Consider the following 15173-nt stretch of genomic DNA (forward strand, 5'->3'; position numbering starts at 1 on the left):
GGCATTGCCGCCGCGATACTATGTAGATAACACCCGGCCGCCGCACAAAAGAGCCGGATATCGAGTAAAATCAGGCTTCTAGCCGGGAAGCGATCCAAGTTGAGCATTCCGAACATCATTACCCTCGGCCGCATCATCCTGGTGCCGGTGATCGTCTGGGCCATCGTGTCGAGCCAGATGGAGATCGCATTCGCGATCTTCGTGATCGCCGGCGTGTCGGACGCGGTCGACGGTTTCCTCGCCAAGCGCTTCAACATGACGAGCGAGCTCGGCGCCCTGCTCGACCCGCTCGCCGACAAGGCGCTGTTGGTGTCGATCTATGTCGCGCTCGGAATCTGGGGCGCGGTGCCGCGCTGGATCGTGATTCTGGTGGTGTCGCGCGACATCATGATCGTCTCTGCCGTGATTGTGTCATGGTTGTTCGACAAGCCGGTCGAGATGAAGCCGCTGATGGTGTCGAAGCTGAACACGGCGGCGCAGGTCGCGTTTGCAGCCCTGGTGCTGGCCTCGCTCGGCTTTCGCTTCGAGCCGCATCCCTACGACCTGATCCTGATGGGCCTGGTCACGATCTTTACTTTGGGTTCGGTGTCCCTCTATCTCGTGGAGTGGGTCCGGCACATGAGCACGATCGAGGCCCGGTAGGACAAGCGGAAGCCGGTTTTCCCGCGACAGGCGCAAAGCGCTGGCGCAGAGATCTTGCTAGAATGAAGTGGTTTGGAGACTTGCGTGGCCGGTAGCGTTCAACCTCGTCAATTGGCCTTGGCCCTGCCGCACGAGGAGAGACTGACCCGCGACGATTTCCTCGAGGGCCCCGCCAATGAGGCGGCGCTGGCGCTGATCGACGGCTGGCCCGACTGGCCGAACCGGATCATGCTGCTGGTCGGCCCCGACGGCTCCGGCAAAAGCCACCTCGCCGCGATCTGGGCCGAGAGCGCCGGCGCCCGCGCGACCGCGGCTCATGCGCTGACCGCCGACACGGTGCCGACGGCGCTTGCGACCGGCGCGCTGGTGGTCGAGGATTTGAGGCCGTCGGATTTCGACGAGCGCGCGATGTTTCACCTGCTCAATCTCGCGCGGCAGGACGATGCCTACCTGCTGATCACGGCCCGCATCCCGCCATCGGCATTCGAGATCGAACTGCGCGATCTGCGGTCGCGGCTTCGCGCGGTGCCGACGGTGACGCTGCTGCCGCCCGACGACCAGCTGTTCCGCGGCCTGATCGTCAAGTTCTGCGCCGACCGCCAGATGAGCGTGGACGAGCCGCTGGTCAGCTATCTCTGCAACCGGATCGAGCGCTCCTACGTTGCCGTCCGCCAGGCGGTCGAACTGCTCGACACCGAGGCGCTGCGGCTCGGCCGACCGGTCACGCGGGCGCTGGCGGCCGAGCTGTTGCGCGACGCCTGAGCGGCGCTGCGGCTTGACGGCGCGGGCCAGCGGAACATCAATGTCATCGAAACGTCATCGCAATATCACATGGTCTCTGCGGCCCTCGGCTAGACCGCTCCGGCCCCTGCCCCGAACTGGACCAACACTTGATGGACTCGGCACAAGCAACTGAAATCAAAGAGAAAGAGGCGGAACTCCCACCCGCCCCCGCGATCGCGACCAGCCCCGAGCGATTCATCAACCGGGAGCTCTCCTGGCTGCATTTCAACCGCCGGGTGCTCGAGGAATCGGTCAATCTTGGCCATCCCGTGCTGGAACGGGTCCGCTTCCTGTCGATTTCGGCGAATAACCTCGACGAGTTCTTCATGGTCCGTGTCGCCGGCATCAAGGCGCAGGTCCGCGAGGGCATCACCGAGCGCAGCCCGGACGGCCTGCTGCCGGCCGAGCAGCTTGTGATGATCAACAAGACGGTGTCGCAGCTCGCCTCCGACCAGCAGGCGATCTGGAGCGACCTGCGCGACATCCTGGCCAAGGTCGGCATCCAGCTGGTCGACGGGCGCGACGTCACCAAGTCCGAGCGCAGCTGGATCGAGGATCACTTCCTCCATAGCATCTTCCCGCTGCTGACCCCGCTCGCGATCGACCCGGCGCATCCGTTCCCGTTCATTCCGAACCTCGGCTTCACCGTTGCGCTGCAATTGTCGCGGGTCTCCGACGGCAAGGCGATGAACGCGCTGATCCGCATGCCCGGGAAGATCGACCGCTTCATCCGCATCCCCTCCACCAAGGAAGGCGCGCCGGCGCGGCTGATCACGCTCGAGCAGGCCACCGGGCTGTTCATCGGCCGCCTGTTCCCCGGCTACACCGTCAAGGGCCAGGGCGCATTCCGCATCATCAGGGACTCCGAACTCGAAATCGAAGAAGAGGCCGAAGACCTCGTTCGCCTGTTCGAGACCGCGCTCAAGCGCCGCCGCCGCGGATCGGTGATCCGGCTCGAGATCGAGGCCACGATGCCGGAAGAGCTGCGCATCTTCGTGCAGCACGCCTTGTCGGCCGCGGACGATGAAGTGATCCTGGTCGACGGCGTGCTGGCGATGAACGAGCTGTCGCAGCTCACCCGCCTCAATCGCCCCGACCTCGAATTCCCGCCCTATGTGCCGCGTCATCCCGAGCGGGTGCGCGACCATGGCGGCGATATTTTCGCCGCGATCCGGCAGAAGGACCTCGTGGTCCACCATCCCTACGAATCCTTCGACGTCGTCGTCCAGTTCCTGCAACAGGCGGCGCGCGATCCTGACGTCGTCGCGATCAAGCAGACGCTGTATCGCACCTCGAACAACTCGCCGATCGTGCGCGCGCTGGCGGAGGCCGCCGAGGCCGGCAAGTCGGTGACCGCCTTGATCGAGCTCAAGGCGCGGTTCGACGAGGAAGCCAACATCCGCTGGGCGCGCGACCTCGAACGCGCCGGCGTGCAGGTGGTGTACGGCTTCATCGAGCTGAAAACGCACGCCAAGCTGTCGATGGTGGTGCGCCGCGAGGGCGGCAATCTCACCACCTATGTGCACACCGGCACCGGCAACTATCATCCGGTCACCGCGCGTATCTACACCGACCTCTCCTACTTCACCTCGGATCCGATCATCGGCCGCGACGTCGCGCGGGTGTTCAACTACATCACTGGCTATGCCGAGCCGAGCGACATCGAGAAGATGGCGGTGTCGCCGCTGACGCTGCGCAAGCGGATCATCGAGCACATCCATGGCGAGATCTCCCACGTCAAGCACGGCCGCGCGGGCGCGGTGTGGATGAAGATGAATGCGCTGGTCGACCCCGACATCATCGACGCGCTGTACGAGGCCTCCAAGGCCGGCGTGTCGGTCGAGCTCGTGGTGCGCGGCATCTGCTGCCTGCGCCCCGGCCTGCCCGGCTTGTCGGAGAACATCCGCGTCAAATCGGTGATCGGCCGGTTCCTGGAACATGGCCGAATCTATTGCTTCGGCATGGGGCAAGGCCTGCCGAGCACAAAAGCTGCTGTGTATATCTCGTCCGCCGACATGATGCCGCGGAACCTCGACCGCCGCGTCGAGGTTCTCTGTCCGCTGCAAAATCCCACGGTGCATCAGCAGGTTCTCGAACAGATCATGGTCGCGAACCTGAAGGACACCGAGCAGAGCTGGCAATTGTTGCCGGATGGGTCGTCTACGCGTATGAAGGCCGCGAAAGGCGAAGAGCCTTTCAATCTGCATGACTATTTCATGACAAATCCGAGTCTGTCCGGCCGTGGTAAGTCTCTCAAGGAATCTTCACCGCGCCGTCTCACGCGTCGCAACGAACGTCAGCAGCCATCGTCCTAAGGGGGCCTACCGGTGAAGCGGCCGCGGAAGCGCGCTTCCAGCGTCGCTGTGATCGATATCGGCTCGAACTCGGTTCGTCTCGTGGTTTACGAGGCGATGGCGCGCAGCCTTATCACCATCTTCAACGAGAAGGCGCTGTGCGGCCTCGGACGCGAGGTGCAGAGCACCGGCCTGCTCGCGACCGATGCCGTCAACAAGGCGCTGACCGCGCTGCGCCGCTTCCGCGCGTTGTGCAGGATCCAGCAGGTCGGCCGCGTCTACGCGATCGCGACTGCGGCCTGCCGCGACGCCAAGAACGGTCCGGACTTCATCGCCCAGGCCGAGCGGATCTGCGGCGCCAAGATCGAGATCCTCACCGGCCCGCGTGAAGCGAAGCTGTCCGCGCTCGGCGTCGTCTCGGGCATCCACAATCCGAACGGCATCGTCGGCGATCTCGGCGGCGGCTCGCTCGAACTGATCGACGTCAAGGGCAGCCGCGTGCGCAGCGGCGTCACTCTGCCGCTCGGCAGCCTCGCGCTGCAGGATCTCTCGAACAAGTCGCTCAAGCGCGCCGAACGCATCGTCAAGAACGAGCTGCTCGGCGTCGCCCAGCTCAAGACCGGCCGCGGCCGCACCTTCTACGCGGTCGGCGGCACCTGGCGCGCGCTGGCCCGCATCCACATCATCCAGAGCGGCTACCCGCTCAAGGTGATGCACGGCTATTCGATCCCGGCCGCCGACGCGCTCGATTTCGCGCAGCGGCTGCGGCGGCTTGCGGCCACCAACATGCTGGCCAATATCGAATCGATCGCCGATGCGCGGCGGCCGCTACTGGCCTATGCCGCGCTCGTGCTCGAATACATCATCCGCGTGGCGCAGCCGAAGACGATCGTGTTCTCGACCTTCGGCGTGCGCGAAGGCCTGCTCTACGAGATGCTGCCGCCGGCCGAGCGCGCCAAGGATGGGCTGGTCTGCGCCGCGCAGAACCTCAACGAATTGCTGTCGCGCTCGGCGCGCCACGCCCAGGAGCTGACGGCGTGGACCGACCGGCTGGTGCGCGTGGTCCGGCTGCGCGAGACCGAGGAGGACCGCAGGCTGCGTCACGTCGCCTGCCTGCTCTCCGACATCGGCTGGCGCGTGCATCCGGATCATCGCGGCGAGGAAACCCTCAGCCTGATCATGAACGGCAATTTCGGCTCGATCACGCATCAGGGCCGTGCCTTCGTCGCGCTGTCGGTGTTCTATCGCTACGCCGGGCTCAGCGAGGAGAACGAACCGCCGCCGCAGATCCGCGCGCTGGTGACGCCGGCGATGGACGAGCGCGCGCGCGTGCTCGGTGCCGCCTTCCGCGTCGCGCATCTGATCACGGCGGCGCGCACCGGCGTGCTGCCGCTGACGCATTTCCGCACCCAGGGCCGCAAGCTGATGCTGGTGTTCGAGCACCGGATGGTGGATCTGGTCGCCGATCGCGTCGGCAGCCGCTTCCGGCAATTGGCGCGGCTGGTCGGGCGCGCCGGCTCGATCGTGCGGCGCTAACAAGATCTCACGCCGCCTTGAAGTCTCACGCCGCCTTGGCGGCATGCTTGGCCTTGCGCAGCGCGTGGCGGCGCCACAGCGATCCGATCACCAGCACCACGACGATGCCAAGCACGGCGAGCGTGATCTCGCCGCCATTGCCGCCATGGGCGAATTGCGGCGTCATCCCGATCGAGGTCAGCCAGGAATCGAGCCTGGCGCCGAGCGGTCCGGCAAACAGCGCATCGAGCTTCGGATGCACCGCCGGATCGGTCGCGATGACGTCGCCGGCGATCCAGCCGAGCAGCGCGGCACCAGCCCAGACCAGGACCGGCAGCTTGGTCAGCAGCGCCATGATCAGCGCCGCACCGGCAACGATCAGGGGAACGCTGATGGCCAGCCCGAGCACCAGCAGCGGCACGCTGCCATTGGCGGCAGCCGCCACCGCGATCACATTGTCGAGGCTCATCACGATGTCGGCGACGACGACGATCTGAACTGCGGCCCACAGGTGCGAGGCCGCCTGCACGCCGTCCTCGTCCTCCTGCTCCGGCACCAAGAGCTTGGCGGCGATCACGATCAGCGCCAGGCCGCCGACCAGCTTCAGGTAGGGAAGCTCCATCAGGCTGGCGACGATGCCGGTGAAGATGACGCGCAGCAACACCGCGGCGGCGGCGCCGAGAACCATGCCCCACAGGCGCTGGCGCGGCGCGAGCCCGCGGCAGGCGAGCGCGATCACCAGCGCGTTGTCGCCCGACAGCAGGACGTTGATCCAGATGATCTTGCCGACGGCGACCCAGAAGGTCGGCGTCGCCATCTCGTTCTTGAACTCGGTGAAGAACGCGCCGATGTACGCCGGATCAAAGATCTGCCACAGCCAGTCCACAACGGGTCCTATTCGGCCTTGCGGCCGCCCCTGGCGGCGGTCGTCCGCCGCTCCCCAGTTCTAGTTCGACGCGGTCTCCTCAAGGAGACCGCGTCACTTCCAGTTGTGCGGCGTTAGCCGACGATCTCGTTGCCGGCGAAGAACTGCGCGATCTCAATCACCGCGGTTTCCGGGGCATCCGAACCATGCACCGAGTTCTCGCCGATCGACTTCGCATAGAGCTTGCGGATGGTGCCTTCGGCGGCCTTCGACGGATCGGTCGCGCCCATCACGTCGCGATACCTGGAGATGGCGCCCTCGCCTTCCAGCACCTGGACCACAACCGGGCCCGAGGTCATGAAGTCGACCAGCTCGCCGAAGAACGGGCGCGCCTTGTGGACCGCGTAGAAGGTCTCGGCCTGGCCGCGGGTCATCTGGATGCGCTTCTGCGCCACGATCCGCAGGCCCGCCTTCTCGATCACCGCATTGACCGCGCCGGTCAGGTTGCGCTCGGTGGCATCGGGCTTGATGATCGAAAAGGTGCGTTCAATCGCCATGATTTCGTCCTTGTAAACGTGGCTGGGAGTTGCCGGGGCTTATATCGGCGCGATGGGGTGACGGCAAGCGACCCTGTGACGCGTTAGCCTTTAGTTTTGATGCATTTTCACGACGAAAACCGTCGTCCGGGCGGACCCCGGTCCGCGATCGGGTTCGGCCAGCTTACCGCGATTTCACCTAGGTGAACCCATTCTGTCAGCGCCGTGCCGCCACCGTTCAGCTGCCGCCAGCTAGGCTCTCCATCGATCGGACGCCTTGCTGGCCCCATCCGCAAGCCTCACAGGACGTCTCGGGAAACGATGTCACCGCGGGCGCGTCACGCGCGCCCATAGCTCGAGGAGACGATCATGTTACGCAAGATTTCGCTCGCCGCCGTTGCCGCGATTTCGCTCGGTGCTGCCGCGCTCGCCCCGACCTCCGCGTCGGCCTGGGGTGGTTGGCATGGCGGCTGGCACGGTGGATGGCATCATGGCGGGTGGGGCGGCCCGCGCGTCATCGTTGGAGGTCCCGCCTACTACGGCGGTTACGGATATGGCTACGGCGGCTGCTATGTCCGCCGCGTCGTGCCGACCCCGTGGGGTCCCCGCTGGCGCCTGGTCAACCGCTGCTACTGATCCATCCGTTCCGTGCTCCCCTGACTTGCTCAGCCCCGGCCTCGCGCCGGGGCTTTTTTCATCCGGGGAACTCAACCGCGCGACCCGCTCCACGACCTCAAGGCGAGAGTAAGGCGGGAGCGGAAACCAATTTCGGGGTCGCGACTTGTCTTGGCGAAAATGCCGAACACGCGAGGTGGAACTTGCCAAGACAGATATTCGGAGACCTGCCAAGAGACCCGCCATGACGATGACAATGACCCAGATCGAAAACGATCCAGATCAGATCGATCACAAGACCTGCCGTTACATCTGCGATGCCGTGGGTGAACGACTCCAGCAGAGCATGCGGCCGGAGCCCGCGCTGTCGTCCCGCCTGCAGCAGCTCCTCGATGAAATGCACCGACGGGAAAACGACCGCCATTAGATGTTACGGGCGCGTGAGCAGCCCAATTGCGTTTTTGCAACAGCCTTCCGGAGAGATTTTACGAATAGACGGGGTTGCGTTTATCACCGGGTCCGGTGACAACGCGGCATGCTCTCCATCACTGACATTTCGGTCCGGATCGCCGGGCGGCTGTTGATCGATCACAGTTCTGTGCAAATCGTGCCCGGCGCGCGGGTCGGATTTGTCGGCCGCAACGGCGTCGGCAAGTCGACGCTGTTTCATGCTATCCGGGGCGACCTCCCGACCGAGAGCGGCAGCATCACGCTGCCGCCGCGCTGGCGGATCGGCAGTCTCGCGCAGGAAGCACCCGACGGACCGGAAAGCCTGATCAACGTCGTGCTGAAGGCCGACCTCGAACGCGACGCGCTGCTGCGCGAGGCGGAGACGGCGCACGACCCGCACCGGATCGCCGAGATCCAGACCCGGCTGGTCGACATCGACGCCCACTCCGCGCCCGCGCGGGCCGCGGCGATCCTCTCCGGCCTCGGCTTCTCGACCGCAGACCAGGCCCGGCCATGCGCGGAATTTTCCGGCGGCTGGCGCATGCGCGTGGCGCTGGCGGCGACGCTGTTCTCGGCGCCCGATCTGCTGCTGCTGGATGAGCCGACCAACTATCTCGATCTCGAAGGCACGCTGTGGCTGGAGAACCATCTCGCCAATTATCCGCGCACCGTGATCGTGATCAGCCATGACCGCGATCTGCTGGATACCTCGGTCGATCAGATCCTGCATCTCGATCGCGGCAGGCTGACGCTCTACAAGGGCACCTACTCCTCATTCGAGGAGCAGCGCGCCGCGCGCGAATTGCTCGACGCCAAGCACGCCAAGCGGCAGGCCGATGAGCGCAAGCGGCTGCAGGATTTCGTCGACCGCTTCAAGGCAAAAGCCTCCAAGGCGAGGCAGGCGCAGTCGCGCGTCAAGATGCTGGAGCGGATGAAGCCGATCACCGCGCTAGTGACGCAGGATGTGCATGAGATCTCGTTCCCGGCGCCGGAGAAGCTGCTGTCGCCGCCGATCATCGCGGTCGACGACGTCTCGGTCGGCTACGAGCCGGGCAAGCCGGTGCTCAATCGCGTCACCTTGCGCGTCGATACCGACGACCGCATCGCGCTGCTCGGCTCCAACGGCAACGGCAAGTCGACGCTGGTCAAGCTGTTGGCCGGCAAGCTCGCGCCGTTCTCGGGAAGGATCACGAAAGCCGACAAATTGTCGGTCGGCTATTTTGCCCAGCACCAGGTCGACGAGCTCAATCTCGACGGCTCGCCCTACGATCACATCCGCAAGCTGATGCCGGAGGCGCCCGAGAGCAAGGTGCGCGGCCGCGTCGGCGCGATCGGTTTCTCCGGCAAGGCCGGCGACACGCTGGTACGGAGCCTGTCGGGCGGCGAGAAGGCGCGGCTGCTGCTCGGGCTCGCGACGTTCTATGGTCCGAACATGATCATCCTCGACGAGCCGACCAACCATCTCGATATCGACAGCCGCGCGGCGCTGGCGGAGGCGATCAACGAGTTCCCCGGCGCCATCATCATGGTGTCGCACGATCGTTATCTGATCGAGGCCTGCGCCGACCGCTTGTGGGTCGTGGCCAACCAGACCGTGACGGCCTATGACGGCGATCTCGACGAATACCGCCGCATGATCCTGTCGGCCAATGACGGACGGACGGCGTCGCGCGAGCGCGTCAGGGAGCAGCCGGCAAAGCCCGAACGGATCAGGAATGAGAAGCGCGTTTCACCGCGGCAGCGGATCGCGCAGGCCGAGGCCGAGATCGAGCGCATCAACGGCATCATCGCCAAGATCGACACCGCGCTCGCGCTGCCCGATATCTTTACCCGCGATCCGAAGCAGGCCGCACAACTGACCAAGGCGCGCGCCGGCGCCGAGAGCGCGCTGCAACGCGCCGAGGAAGAATGGCTGGAAGCCAGCGGCGAACTCGACGAGGCCGCGAACTAGATTGGCCACCTTGCGGAGCCACATATTCGGTGTCGTCCCTGCGAAAGCAGGGACCCATACTCCGCGGCGGATGTGGTGAAGGGACTCGTCGTTCCGTGACTGCGCAACAATGACCATCAGTGGTTGGGTCCCTACTTTCGCAGGGACGACGTGTGGAGGCAGCCGTGGGATTTCATTCTTTCCGGTGTCATGCCCGCGTATGCAGGCATCGGCACTGCCGCTGCGGCGTATATGCCCTAACCGTGCGCAGTCTTTTTCTTCTTCGGCTTCGCGGCCTTCGGCTCCGGCGCCGCATCCGGGCCACGCTCGACGGACGACAGGCGCCCCGAGGTGAAGGTGTAGATGCCGGCACGCGCGCCGCGCGACCAGGTCACGACCGCGACGCGTTCGCCGCCCGGACCGCTGGACAGATTGACGCTGTCGGGGGCGCCGATGCCGCGCACCACATCGCATTCGGTGTGGCCGAGCGCGACGCTGCCGCCGGTCGGCTGCGGCGGCGGAGCACCGGGAGCCTGCGCATTCGCGTCGGTGGCGCCCGCCGGCGGCGCCATGCCCGGACAGCTGCCGTCGGCACTGACCAGATCGTCGTTGGTCACCGGCTTGTCCGGCGTCAGCGGCGGCGATTCGATCGAGATGTTGCGGATGAACACCCGTCCAGGGCGCGAGAACCAATCCGCGTCGCGCGAAAAGATGTCGGACGCGCCCGAACAGCCGGCAAGGCCTGGCGCAAGCACCAGCAACGCCAGCAGCGACTTCCGACTGAATGTTCCGTCTCGCACGATCGACAAGGCTCCTAACCCCATGAGGTAAGGGCTTGTCCGAACATCACTTTGCGGCATGACCGTGACCCGCCCCGAGAAAGGTCGAATTATCATTAATTCGTCGATATCGCTATTGGCGCCGCTGCCAGCGTCCGCGCTCGTCGGTCTGCCAATAGGTGACCTCGAAGCCGCGCGCCTTGCAGGCGGTCCAGCTCTCCCGTGCCGCGGCCACCGCGTCCGGGTCGTCGCCGTTGAACACCAGCACCACCCGCTCATAGCTGTCGCAGTCGGCCGGCAGCGCCGCATTGTCGACCAGGAAGCGGACATTGGCCCGGTTCGGATTGCCCTCCTCGATCGACAGGATGATCGGCTGGTCCTGCGCGTCGGCAACACGCGCCGTCGCGTGCGGCAGAAACGAATCGTCGCTGTAGGTCCACAGATGCGCGTCGAGCGTCTCGGCGCGCTCCTGCGACGTCGATTGCACCACGACGCGCCAGCCGCGCTCGAGCGACTTCTCGAGCAGCGGCGGCAGCACGCTCTCCAGCGTCATGTTCTGTAGATGGTAGAACAGAACCTCGGTCATGCGCCGGCTGACACTCTCTTACTTCTTGGCTTCATAATAGTCGGAGACCAGCCGCTCGAGCAGCCGGACGCCGTACCCCGAACCCCAGCTCTGGTTGATCTCGGTCTTCGGCGCGCCCATCGCGGTGCCGGCGATGTCGAGATGCGCCCACGGCGTGCCGTCGACGAAGCGTTGCAGGAATTGCGCCGCCGTGATCGAGCCGCCATTGCGGCCGCCGGTGTTCTTCATGTCGGCGAATTGCGAGTCGATCTGTTTGTCGTATTCCGGACCGAGCGGCATGCGCCAGACCTTCTCTCCGGTCTCGAGGCCGACCTTGGCGAGGCGCTCGGCGAGCTCGTCATTGTTGGAGAACATGCCGGCGTGATCGGTGCCGAGCGCGACCATGATCGCACCGGTCAGCGTAGCCAGATCGACCATGAATTTCGGCTTGACCTTCTTGGCCACGTACCAGAGCACGTCGGCGAGCACGAGGCGCCCCTCGGCATCGGTGTTGATGATCTCGATGGTCTGGCCGGACATCGAAGTGACGATGTCGCCCGGACGCTGCGCATTGCCGTCGGGCATGTTCTCGACGAGGCCGATGGCGCCGACCGCGTTGACGCGGGCCTTGCGCGCGGCGAGCGCGTGCATCAGCCCGACCACGCAGGCCGCACCGCCCATGTCACCCTTCATATCCTCCATGCCGCCGGCCGACTTGATCGAGATACCGCCGGTGTCGAAGCAGACGCCCTTGCCGACGAATGCGACCGGCGCCTCGCTCTTCTTGCCGCCGTTCCAGCGCATGATCACGGTGCGGCTTGGCCGCGCCGAGCCCTGCCCGACGCCGAGCAGCGCGCCCATGCCGAGCTTGGTCATAGCCTTGACGTCGAGCACCTCGACGGTGACGCCGAGCTTGCGCAGCTGGCTGGCGCGGCGGGCGAACTCCTCGGGGTACAGCACGTTCGGCGGCTCGTTGACGAGCTCGCGCGCCAGGTTGACGCCGTCGACGACCGACGATTCAGGCGCGAACGCCTTCTTGGCGGCAGCGACGTCGTCGACCGCGATCGAGACCTCGGCCCGCATCGCGCCGTTCTCGCCGTCCTTCTTCCTGGTCTTGTAGCGGTCGAACTTGTAGGCGCGCAGGCGGATACCGGTGGCGATCGAAGCCGCCTGGCCGGCTGCCATCGCAGCCTCGGACAATTCGGCGATGACGGTCATCGCGCCGCTGCCGGCGTTGAGCTTGCCGGCCAGCACACCGCCGAATTTGAGAAAATCCTTCTCCTTGAGGTCGGGCGCCTTGCCGGTGCCGATCACGATCAGGCGATCGACCTTGAGTCCCTCCGGCGCCAGAATGTCCAGGGTTGCCCCGCTCTTGCCCTTGAACTGGTTGGCGGCGGCCGCCCGCTTGACCGTCTCGGCGGCAGCCCCCAGCGCCTTCCTTGTGGTGGCGCCGAGCTTCAATTGTTCGTCGCAAAAGACGACCAGGATGCCGCGGGCGGACGCAGAGAATGGGACAAAGCCGACCTTGACGGCGTCGGTCATAGGAAAATCCTCCAGAACTCAGGGTGTTGCTCGGACCTGAGGCGGTCCTTCCGGCACGCGGGGTGAGCATTGCGATGGCGGTCCGGGAGCGGCCCGGGCCGGGCTTGGCACACACTATGACCTGTCGGCTGCGCCGCTGCCAAGCACCGGAGTGGCCCGAAGGCCACAAAAGCGATTAATTAACCATAAATTAAGCGCGCCTTGGCTCGGCCATTTTGTTGACGGATCAAAGGGATGGTAGTGAGAGAGTGGACACAGAGTGAGCCGGACGGGTCCGCGGCTCGACCATAGGGGAACCCGCCTTGACGGGATTGGTCGAAAGCCGCGCGTTTGGCTGCGTACAGGGGGTCTCGGGGGTCGTGCGGTAGCGATGGGGTCGATCGACAGGTACATCTTCAAAACGACGCTGGCGTCGTTTGCGCTTGTCCTGGTCAGCCTCACCGGCGTGATCTGGATTACCCAGGCGCTGCGCGGCATCGACCTGATGACCAGCCAGGGTCAGACGATCCTGACCTTCCTCGGCATCACCGGCCTCGTGATTCCGGCGCTCGTCCTGATCATCGCCCCGATCGCGCTGATGATCGCGATCTCCCATACGCTCAACAAGCTCGCGACCGACTCCGAGATCATCGTGATGAACGCGGCCGGCTTCTCGCCGTTCCGGCTGTTCCGGCCGTTCTTCTTCGCCACCTGCGTGGTGGCGGCGCTGGTCGCCTTCATCGGCGCCTATCTCGCCCCCGACGGGATGCGCCGAATCAAGCAGTGGGACGCCGAGATCACGGCCGACGTCCTGACCAACATCCTGCAGCCCGGCCGCTTCGCCCAGCTCGATCAGAACCTGACGATTCGGATCCGCGAGCGGCTGCCCGGCGGCGTGCTCGGCGGCGTTTTCGTCGACGATCGCCGCGACCCGCAGCAGCGCGTCACCATCGTCGCCGACCACGGCACTGTGCTGAAGAACGAGAACGGCTCATATCTCGTGCTGGAGGACGGCAATCTCGAGCGATTCGAAGTCGGCAAGCGCGATCCGACGCTGGTGGTGTTTCAGCGCTACGCCTTCGACATGTCGAAATTCTCGCAGGGCCGCGACGTCACGCTCGGGATTCGCGAGCGCTATCTCTGGGAGCTGATGTGGCCTGACCAGAACGACCAGACCTATCAGCAGCTGTCGGGCCAGTTCTTCGCGGAGCTGCATGATCGCTTCATGGCGCCGGTCTATCCGTTCGCATTCGCGGCGCTGACCTTCGCCTTCCTCGGCGCGCCGCGCACCACGCGGCAGAGCCGCAATTTCTCGATCGGCGGCTCGGTGTTCGCGGTGTTCGGCCTGCGCATGGTCGGCTTCGCCTGCTCGGTCGTCGCGGTGAAGACGCCGATCGCCGCGTTGCTGCAATATCTGATGCTGTTCGCCGGCATCGGCGTCGGGATCTGGATGATCGTCGGCGGCGTGGTGGTCGAACCGCCGCCACGGCTGCTGGAAGCGATCAACAGGAACAACGAGCGGATCGCACGCCTGTTCCGGAGGCCGGCTACCGCATGAGCATGGTCACAAACACGCTCGGGCGCTATTTCGCCGGCCGCTTCGTGGTCGCGGCGGTGGGCGTGTTCGCGGGCATCTTCGTGCTGCTCGTGCTGGTCGATTACATCGAGATGGTGCGCAAGACGTCCGGGCTGGTCGACGCCTCCGCCATCACCGTCGCCGAGACCTCGCTGTTCCGCGTGCCGCAATTGCTCGAGAAGCTGATGCCGTTCTGCGTGCTGATCGGCGCGATGACCTGCTACCTCGCTCTGTCGCGCCGGCTCGAGCTCGTGGTGGCCCGCGCCGCCGGCGTCTCGGCCTGGCAATTCATCTCGCCGGCGCTGGCCAGCGCGATCGTGCTCGGCATCTTCGCGACCACCGCCTACAATCCGGTCTCGGCCAATCTGCGCGAGCTCTCCAAACGGATGGAAGCCGAGCTGTTCGGCTCGGCGCCGGGCGGCGGCATCCAGGACGCGTCGGGCTTCTGGCTCAACCAGATCAACGACGAGGGTCAGGCGATCATCAATGCCGCGCGCAGCGAGCAGCAGGGCGTCCGGCTGACGGGACTGACGGTGTTTCGATTCGATACGGCGCTGCAGTTCAAGGAGCGAATCGAAGCGCGCGAAGCAACGCTCGAAGAAGGCCGCTGGGTGTTCACCGGCGTGCGCCGATACACCCTCGACAAGCCTCCGGTGGATCAGGACACCTTCTATCTGACCACCACCCTCACCCCGGCACAGGTGCGCAACAGCTTCTCCACTCCCGAAACTGTGTCCTTTTGGCAACTGCCGAACTACATCCGTTCGTCGGAGAGCTCAGGGTTCGCGACGGCCGGCTATCGCTTGCAGTATCACAAGCTCATCGCACAGCCGTTTTTGCTGGCTGCGATGGTGATGTTGGCGGCTTCTGTGAGCCTCCGCTTCTTTCGGATGGGCGGCGTGCAGAAGATGGTTTTGAGTGGCGTGGGCGCAGGCTTTCTGCTCTACGTGCTGTCGAAAGTAACTGAAGATTTGAGCAAGGCTGAGTTGATGCATCCCATCGCTGCGGCGTGGTTGCCCGTCGTCGTGGGTAGCCTCACCGGCTTCTTAGCCTTGCTGTACCAGGAGGACGGGTAGTGGCCAGTGTCGCTTCCCGCCAGTTG

The 15173-nt window shown here is 65.2% G+C and carries 14 protein-coding genes; 9 read left to right on the top strand and 5 right to left on the bottom strand.

Annotation, left to right across the window (positions count from 1 at the left end):
* Nucleotides 1–99: 99 nt before the first annotated feature.
* The 4 genes from ACVINW_RS33225 to ppx all read left to right on the top strand — a co-directional run bounded on the left by ACVINW_RS33225 (nt 100) and on the right by ppx (nt 5255).
* On the top strand, nt 100–642 hold the full coding sequence (locus ACVINW_RS33225; protein WP_456755167.1) for a CDP-alcohol phosphatidyltransferase family protein: 543 nt from the start codon (nt 100–102) through the stop codon (nt 640–642).
* Nucleotides 643–726: 84 nt separating this feature from the next.
* Nucleotides 727–1404 carry a chromosomal replication initiator DnaA gene (locus ACVINW_RS33230; RefSeq protein WP_456755168.1) on the top strand — a complete coding sequence of 226 codons (678 nt, stop codon included), beginning with the start codon at nt 727–729 and terminating at the stop codon, nt 1402–1404.
* 131 nt (nt 1405–1535) lie between these two features.
* Nucleotides 1536–3740: an RNA degradosome polyphosphate kinase gene (locus tag ACVINW_RS33235; protein ID WP_456755169.1), complete on the top strand. Its 2205-nt coding sequence runs from the start codon at nt 1536–1538 to the stop codon at nt 3738–3740.
* A 12-nt stretch (nt 3741–3752) separates the two neighbouring features.
* Nucleotides 3753–5255: an exopolyphosphatase gene (gene ppx, locus ACVINW_RS33240; RefSeq protein WP_456755170.1), complete on the top strand. Its 1503-nt coding sequence runs from the start codon at nt 3753–3755 to the stop codon at nt 5253–5255.
* Nucleotides 5256–5280: 25 nt separating this feature from the next.
* On the opposite strand, the gene ACVINW_RS33245 is transcribed toward ppx, so the two are convergent.
* Both ACVINW_RS33245 and ndk read right to left on the bottom strand, forming a co-directional pair.
* The gene (locus ACVINW_RS33245) at nt 5281–6120 is read right to left on the bottom strand and encodes a TerC family protein (RefSeq protein ID WP_456755171.1); all 840 of its coding nucleotides are present in this window, start codon (nt 6118–6120) and stop codon (nt 5281–5283) included.
* Between the two features lie 113 nt (nt 6121–6233).
* Nucleotides 6234–6656: a nucleoside-diphosphate kinase gene (ndk, locus tag ACVINW_RS33250; RefSeq protein WP_456755172.1), complete on the bottom strand. Its 423-nt coding sequence runs from the start codon at nt 6654–6656 to the stop codon at nt 6234–6236.
* Nucleotides 6657–7004: 348 nt separating this feature from the next.
* Between ndk and ACVINW_RS33255 the strand changes: the two genes are divergently transcribed.
* The 3 genes from ACVINW_RS33255 to ACVINW_RS33265 all read left to right on the top strand — a co-directional run bounded on the left by ACVINW_RS33255 (nt 7005) and on the right by ACVINW_RS33265 (nt 9651).
* Nucleotides 7005–7271: a sulfur globule protein precursor gene (locus ACVINW_RS33255; protein WP_456755173.1), complete on the top strand. Its 267-nt coding sequence runs from the start codon at nt 7005–7007 to the stop codon at nt 7269–7271.
* A gap of 223 nt (nt 7272–7494) precedes the next feature.
* Nucleotides 7495–7677: a hypothetical protein gene (locus tag ACVINW_RS33260; RefSeq protein WP_456755174.1), complete on the top strand. Its 183-nt coding sequence runs from the start codon at nt 7495–7497 to the stop codon at nt 7675–7677.
* Nucleotides 7678–7785: 108 nt separating this feature from the next.
* On the top strand, nt 7786–9651 hold the full coding sequence (locus ACVINW_RS33265; protein WP_456755175.1) for an ABC-F family ATP-binding cassette domain-containing protein: 1866 nt from the start codon (nt 7786–7788) through the stop codon (nt 9649–9651).
* A gap of 236 nt (nt 9652–9887) precedes the next feature.
* Here ACVINW_RS33265 and ACVINW_RS33270 read toward each other — a convergent pair whose 3' ends face one another.
* The 3 genes from ACVINW_RS33270 to ACVINW_RS33280 all read right to left on the bottom strand — a co-directional run bounded on the left by ACVINW_RS33270 (nt 9888) and on the right by ACVINW_RS33280 (nt 12516).
* On the bottom strand, nt 9888–10439 hold the full coding sequence (locus ACVINW_RS33270; protein WP_456755176.1) for a hypothetical protein: 552 nt from the start codon (nt 10437–10439) through the stop codon (nt 9888–9890).
* A gap of 103 nt (nt 10440–10542) precedes the next feature.
* On the bottom strand, nt 10543–10995 hold the full coding sequence (locus ACVINW_RS33275) for a DNA polymerase III subunit chi (RefSeq protein ID WP_456755177.1): 453 nt from the start codon (nt 10993–10995) through the stop codon (nt 10543–10545).
* 18 nt (nt 10996–11013) lie between these two features.
* Nucleotides 11014–12516 carry a leucyl aminopeptidase gene (locus ACVINW_RS33280; RefSeq protein ID WP_456755178.1) on the bottom strand — a complete coding sequence of 501 codons (1503 nt, stop codon included), beginning with the start codon at nt 12514–12516 and terminating at the stop codon, nt 11014–11016.
* A 370-nt stretch (nt 12517–12886) separates the two neighbouring features.
* Here ACVINW_RS33280 and lptF point away from each other — a divergent pair, with 370 nt between their 5' ends.
* The gene (lptF, locus tag ACVINW_RS33285) at nt 12887–14053 is read left to right on the top strand and encodes an LPS export ABC transporter permease LptF (RefSeq protein WP_456755179.1); all 1167 of its coding nucleotides are present in this window, start codon (nt 12887–12889) and stop codon (nt 14051–14053) included.
* Nucleotides 14050–15147 (top strand): LPS export ABC transporter permease LptG, encoded by a 1098-nt coding sequence (gene lptG / locus ACVINW_RS33290; protein ID WP_456755180.1) that lies wholly within the window; start codon nt 14050–14052, stop codon nt 15145–15147. The genes lptF and lptG overlap by 4 nt, the downstream gene beginning before the upstream one ends.
* The last annotated feature ends 26 nt before the right edge of the window (nt 15148–15173 follow it).

It is taken from the genome of Bradyrhizobium sp. USDA 4461, assembly GCF_054055655.1.

Coding starts and splice junctions, on each gene's coding strand:
- ACVINW_RS33260 (WP_456755174.1), top strand. CDS start 7,495: ATGACGATGACAATGACCCAGATCGAAAACGATCCAGATCAGATCGAT.
- ndk (WP_456755172.1), bottom strand. CDS start 6,656: ATGGCGATTGAACGCACCTTTTCGATCATCAAGCCCGATGCCACCGAG.
- lptG (WP_456755180.1), top strand. CDS start 14,050: ATGAGCATGGTCACAAACACGCTCGGGCGCTATTTCGCCGGCCGCTTC.
- ACVINW_RS33255 (WP_456755173.1), top strand. CDS start 7,005: ATGTTACGCAAGATTTCGCTCGCCGCCGTTGCCGCGATTTCGCTCGGT.
- ACVINW_RS33265 (WP_456755175.1), top strand. CDS start 7,786: ATGCTCTCCATCACTGACATTTCGGTCCGGATCGCCGGGCGGCTGTTG.
- lptF (WP_456755179.1), top strand. CDS start 12,887: ATGGGGTCGATCGACAGGTACATCTTCAAAACGACGCTGGCGTCGTTT.
- ACVINW_RS33280 (WP_456755178.1), bottom strand. CDS start 12,516: ATGACCGACGCCGTCAAGGTCGGCTTTGTCCCATTCTCTGCGTCCGCC.
- ACVINW_RS33275 (WP_456755177.1), bottom strand. CDS start 10,995: ATGACCGAGGTTCTGTTCTACCATCTACAGAACATGACGCTGGAGAGC.
- ACVINW_RS33235 (WP_456755169.1), top strand. CDS start 1,536: ATGGACTCGGCACAAGCAACTGAAATCAAAGAGAAAGAGGCGGAACTC.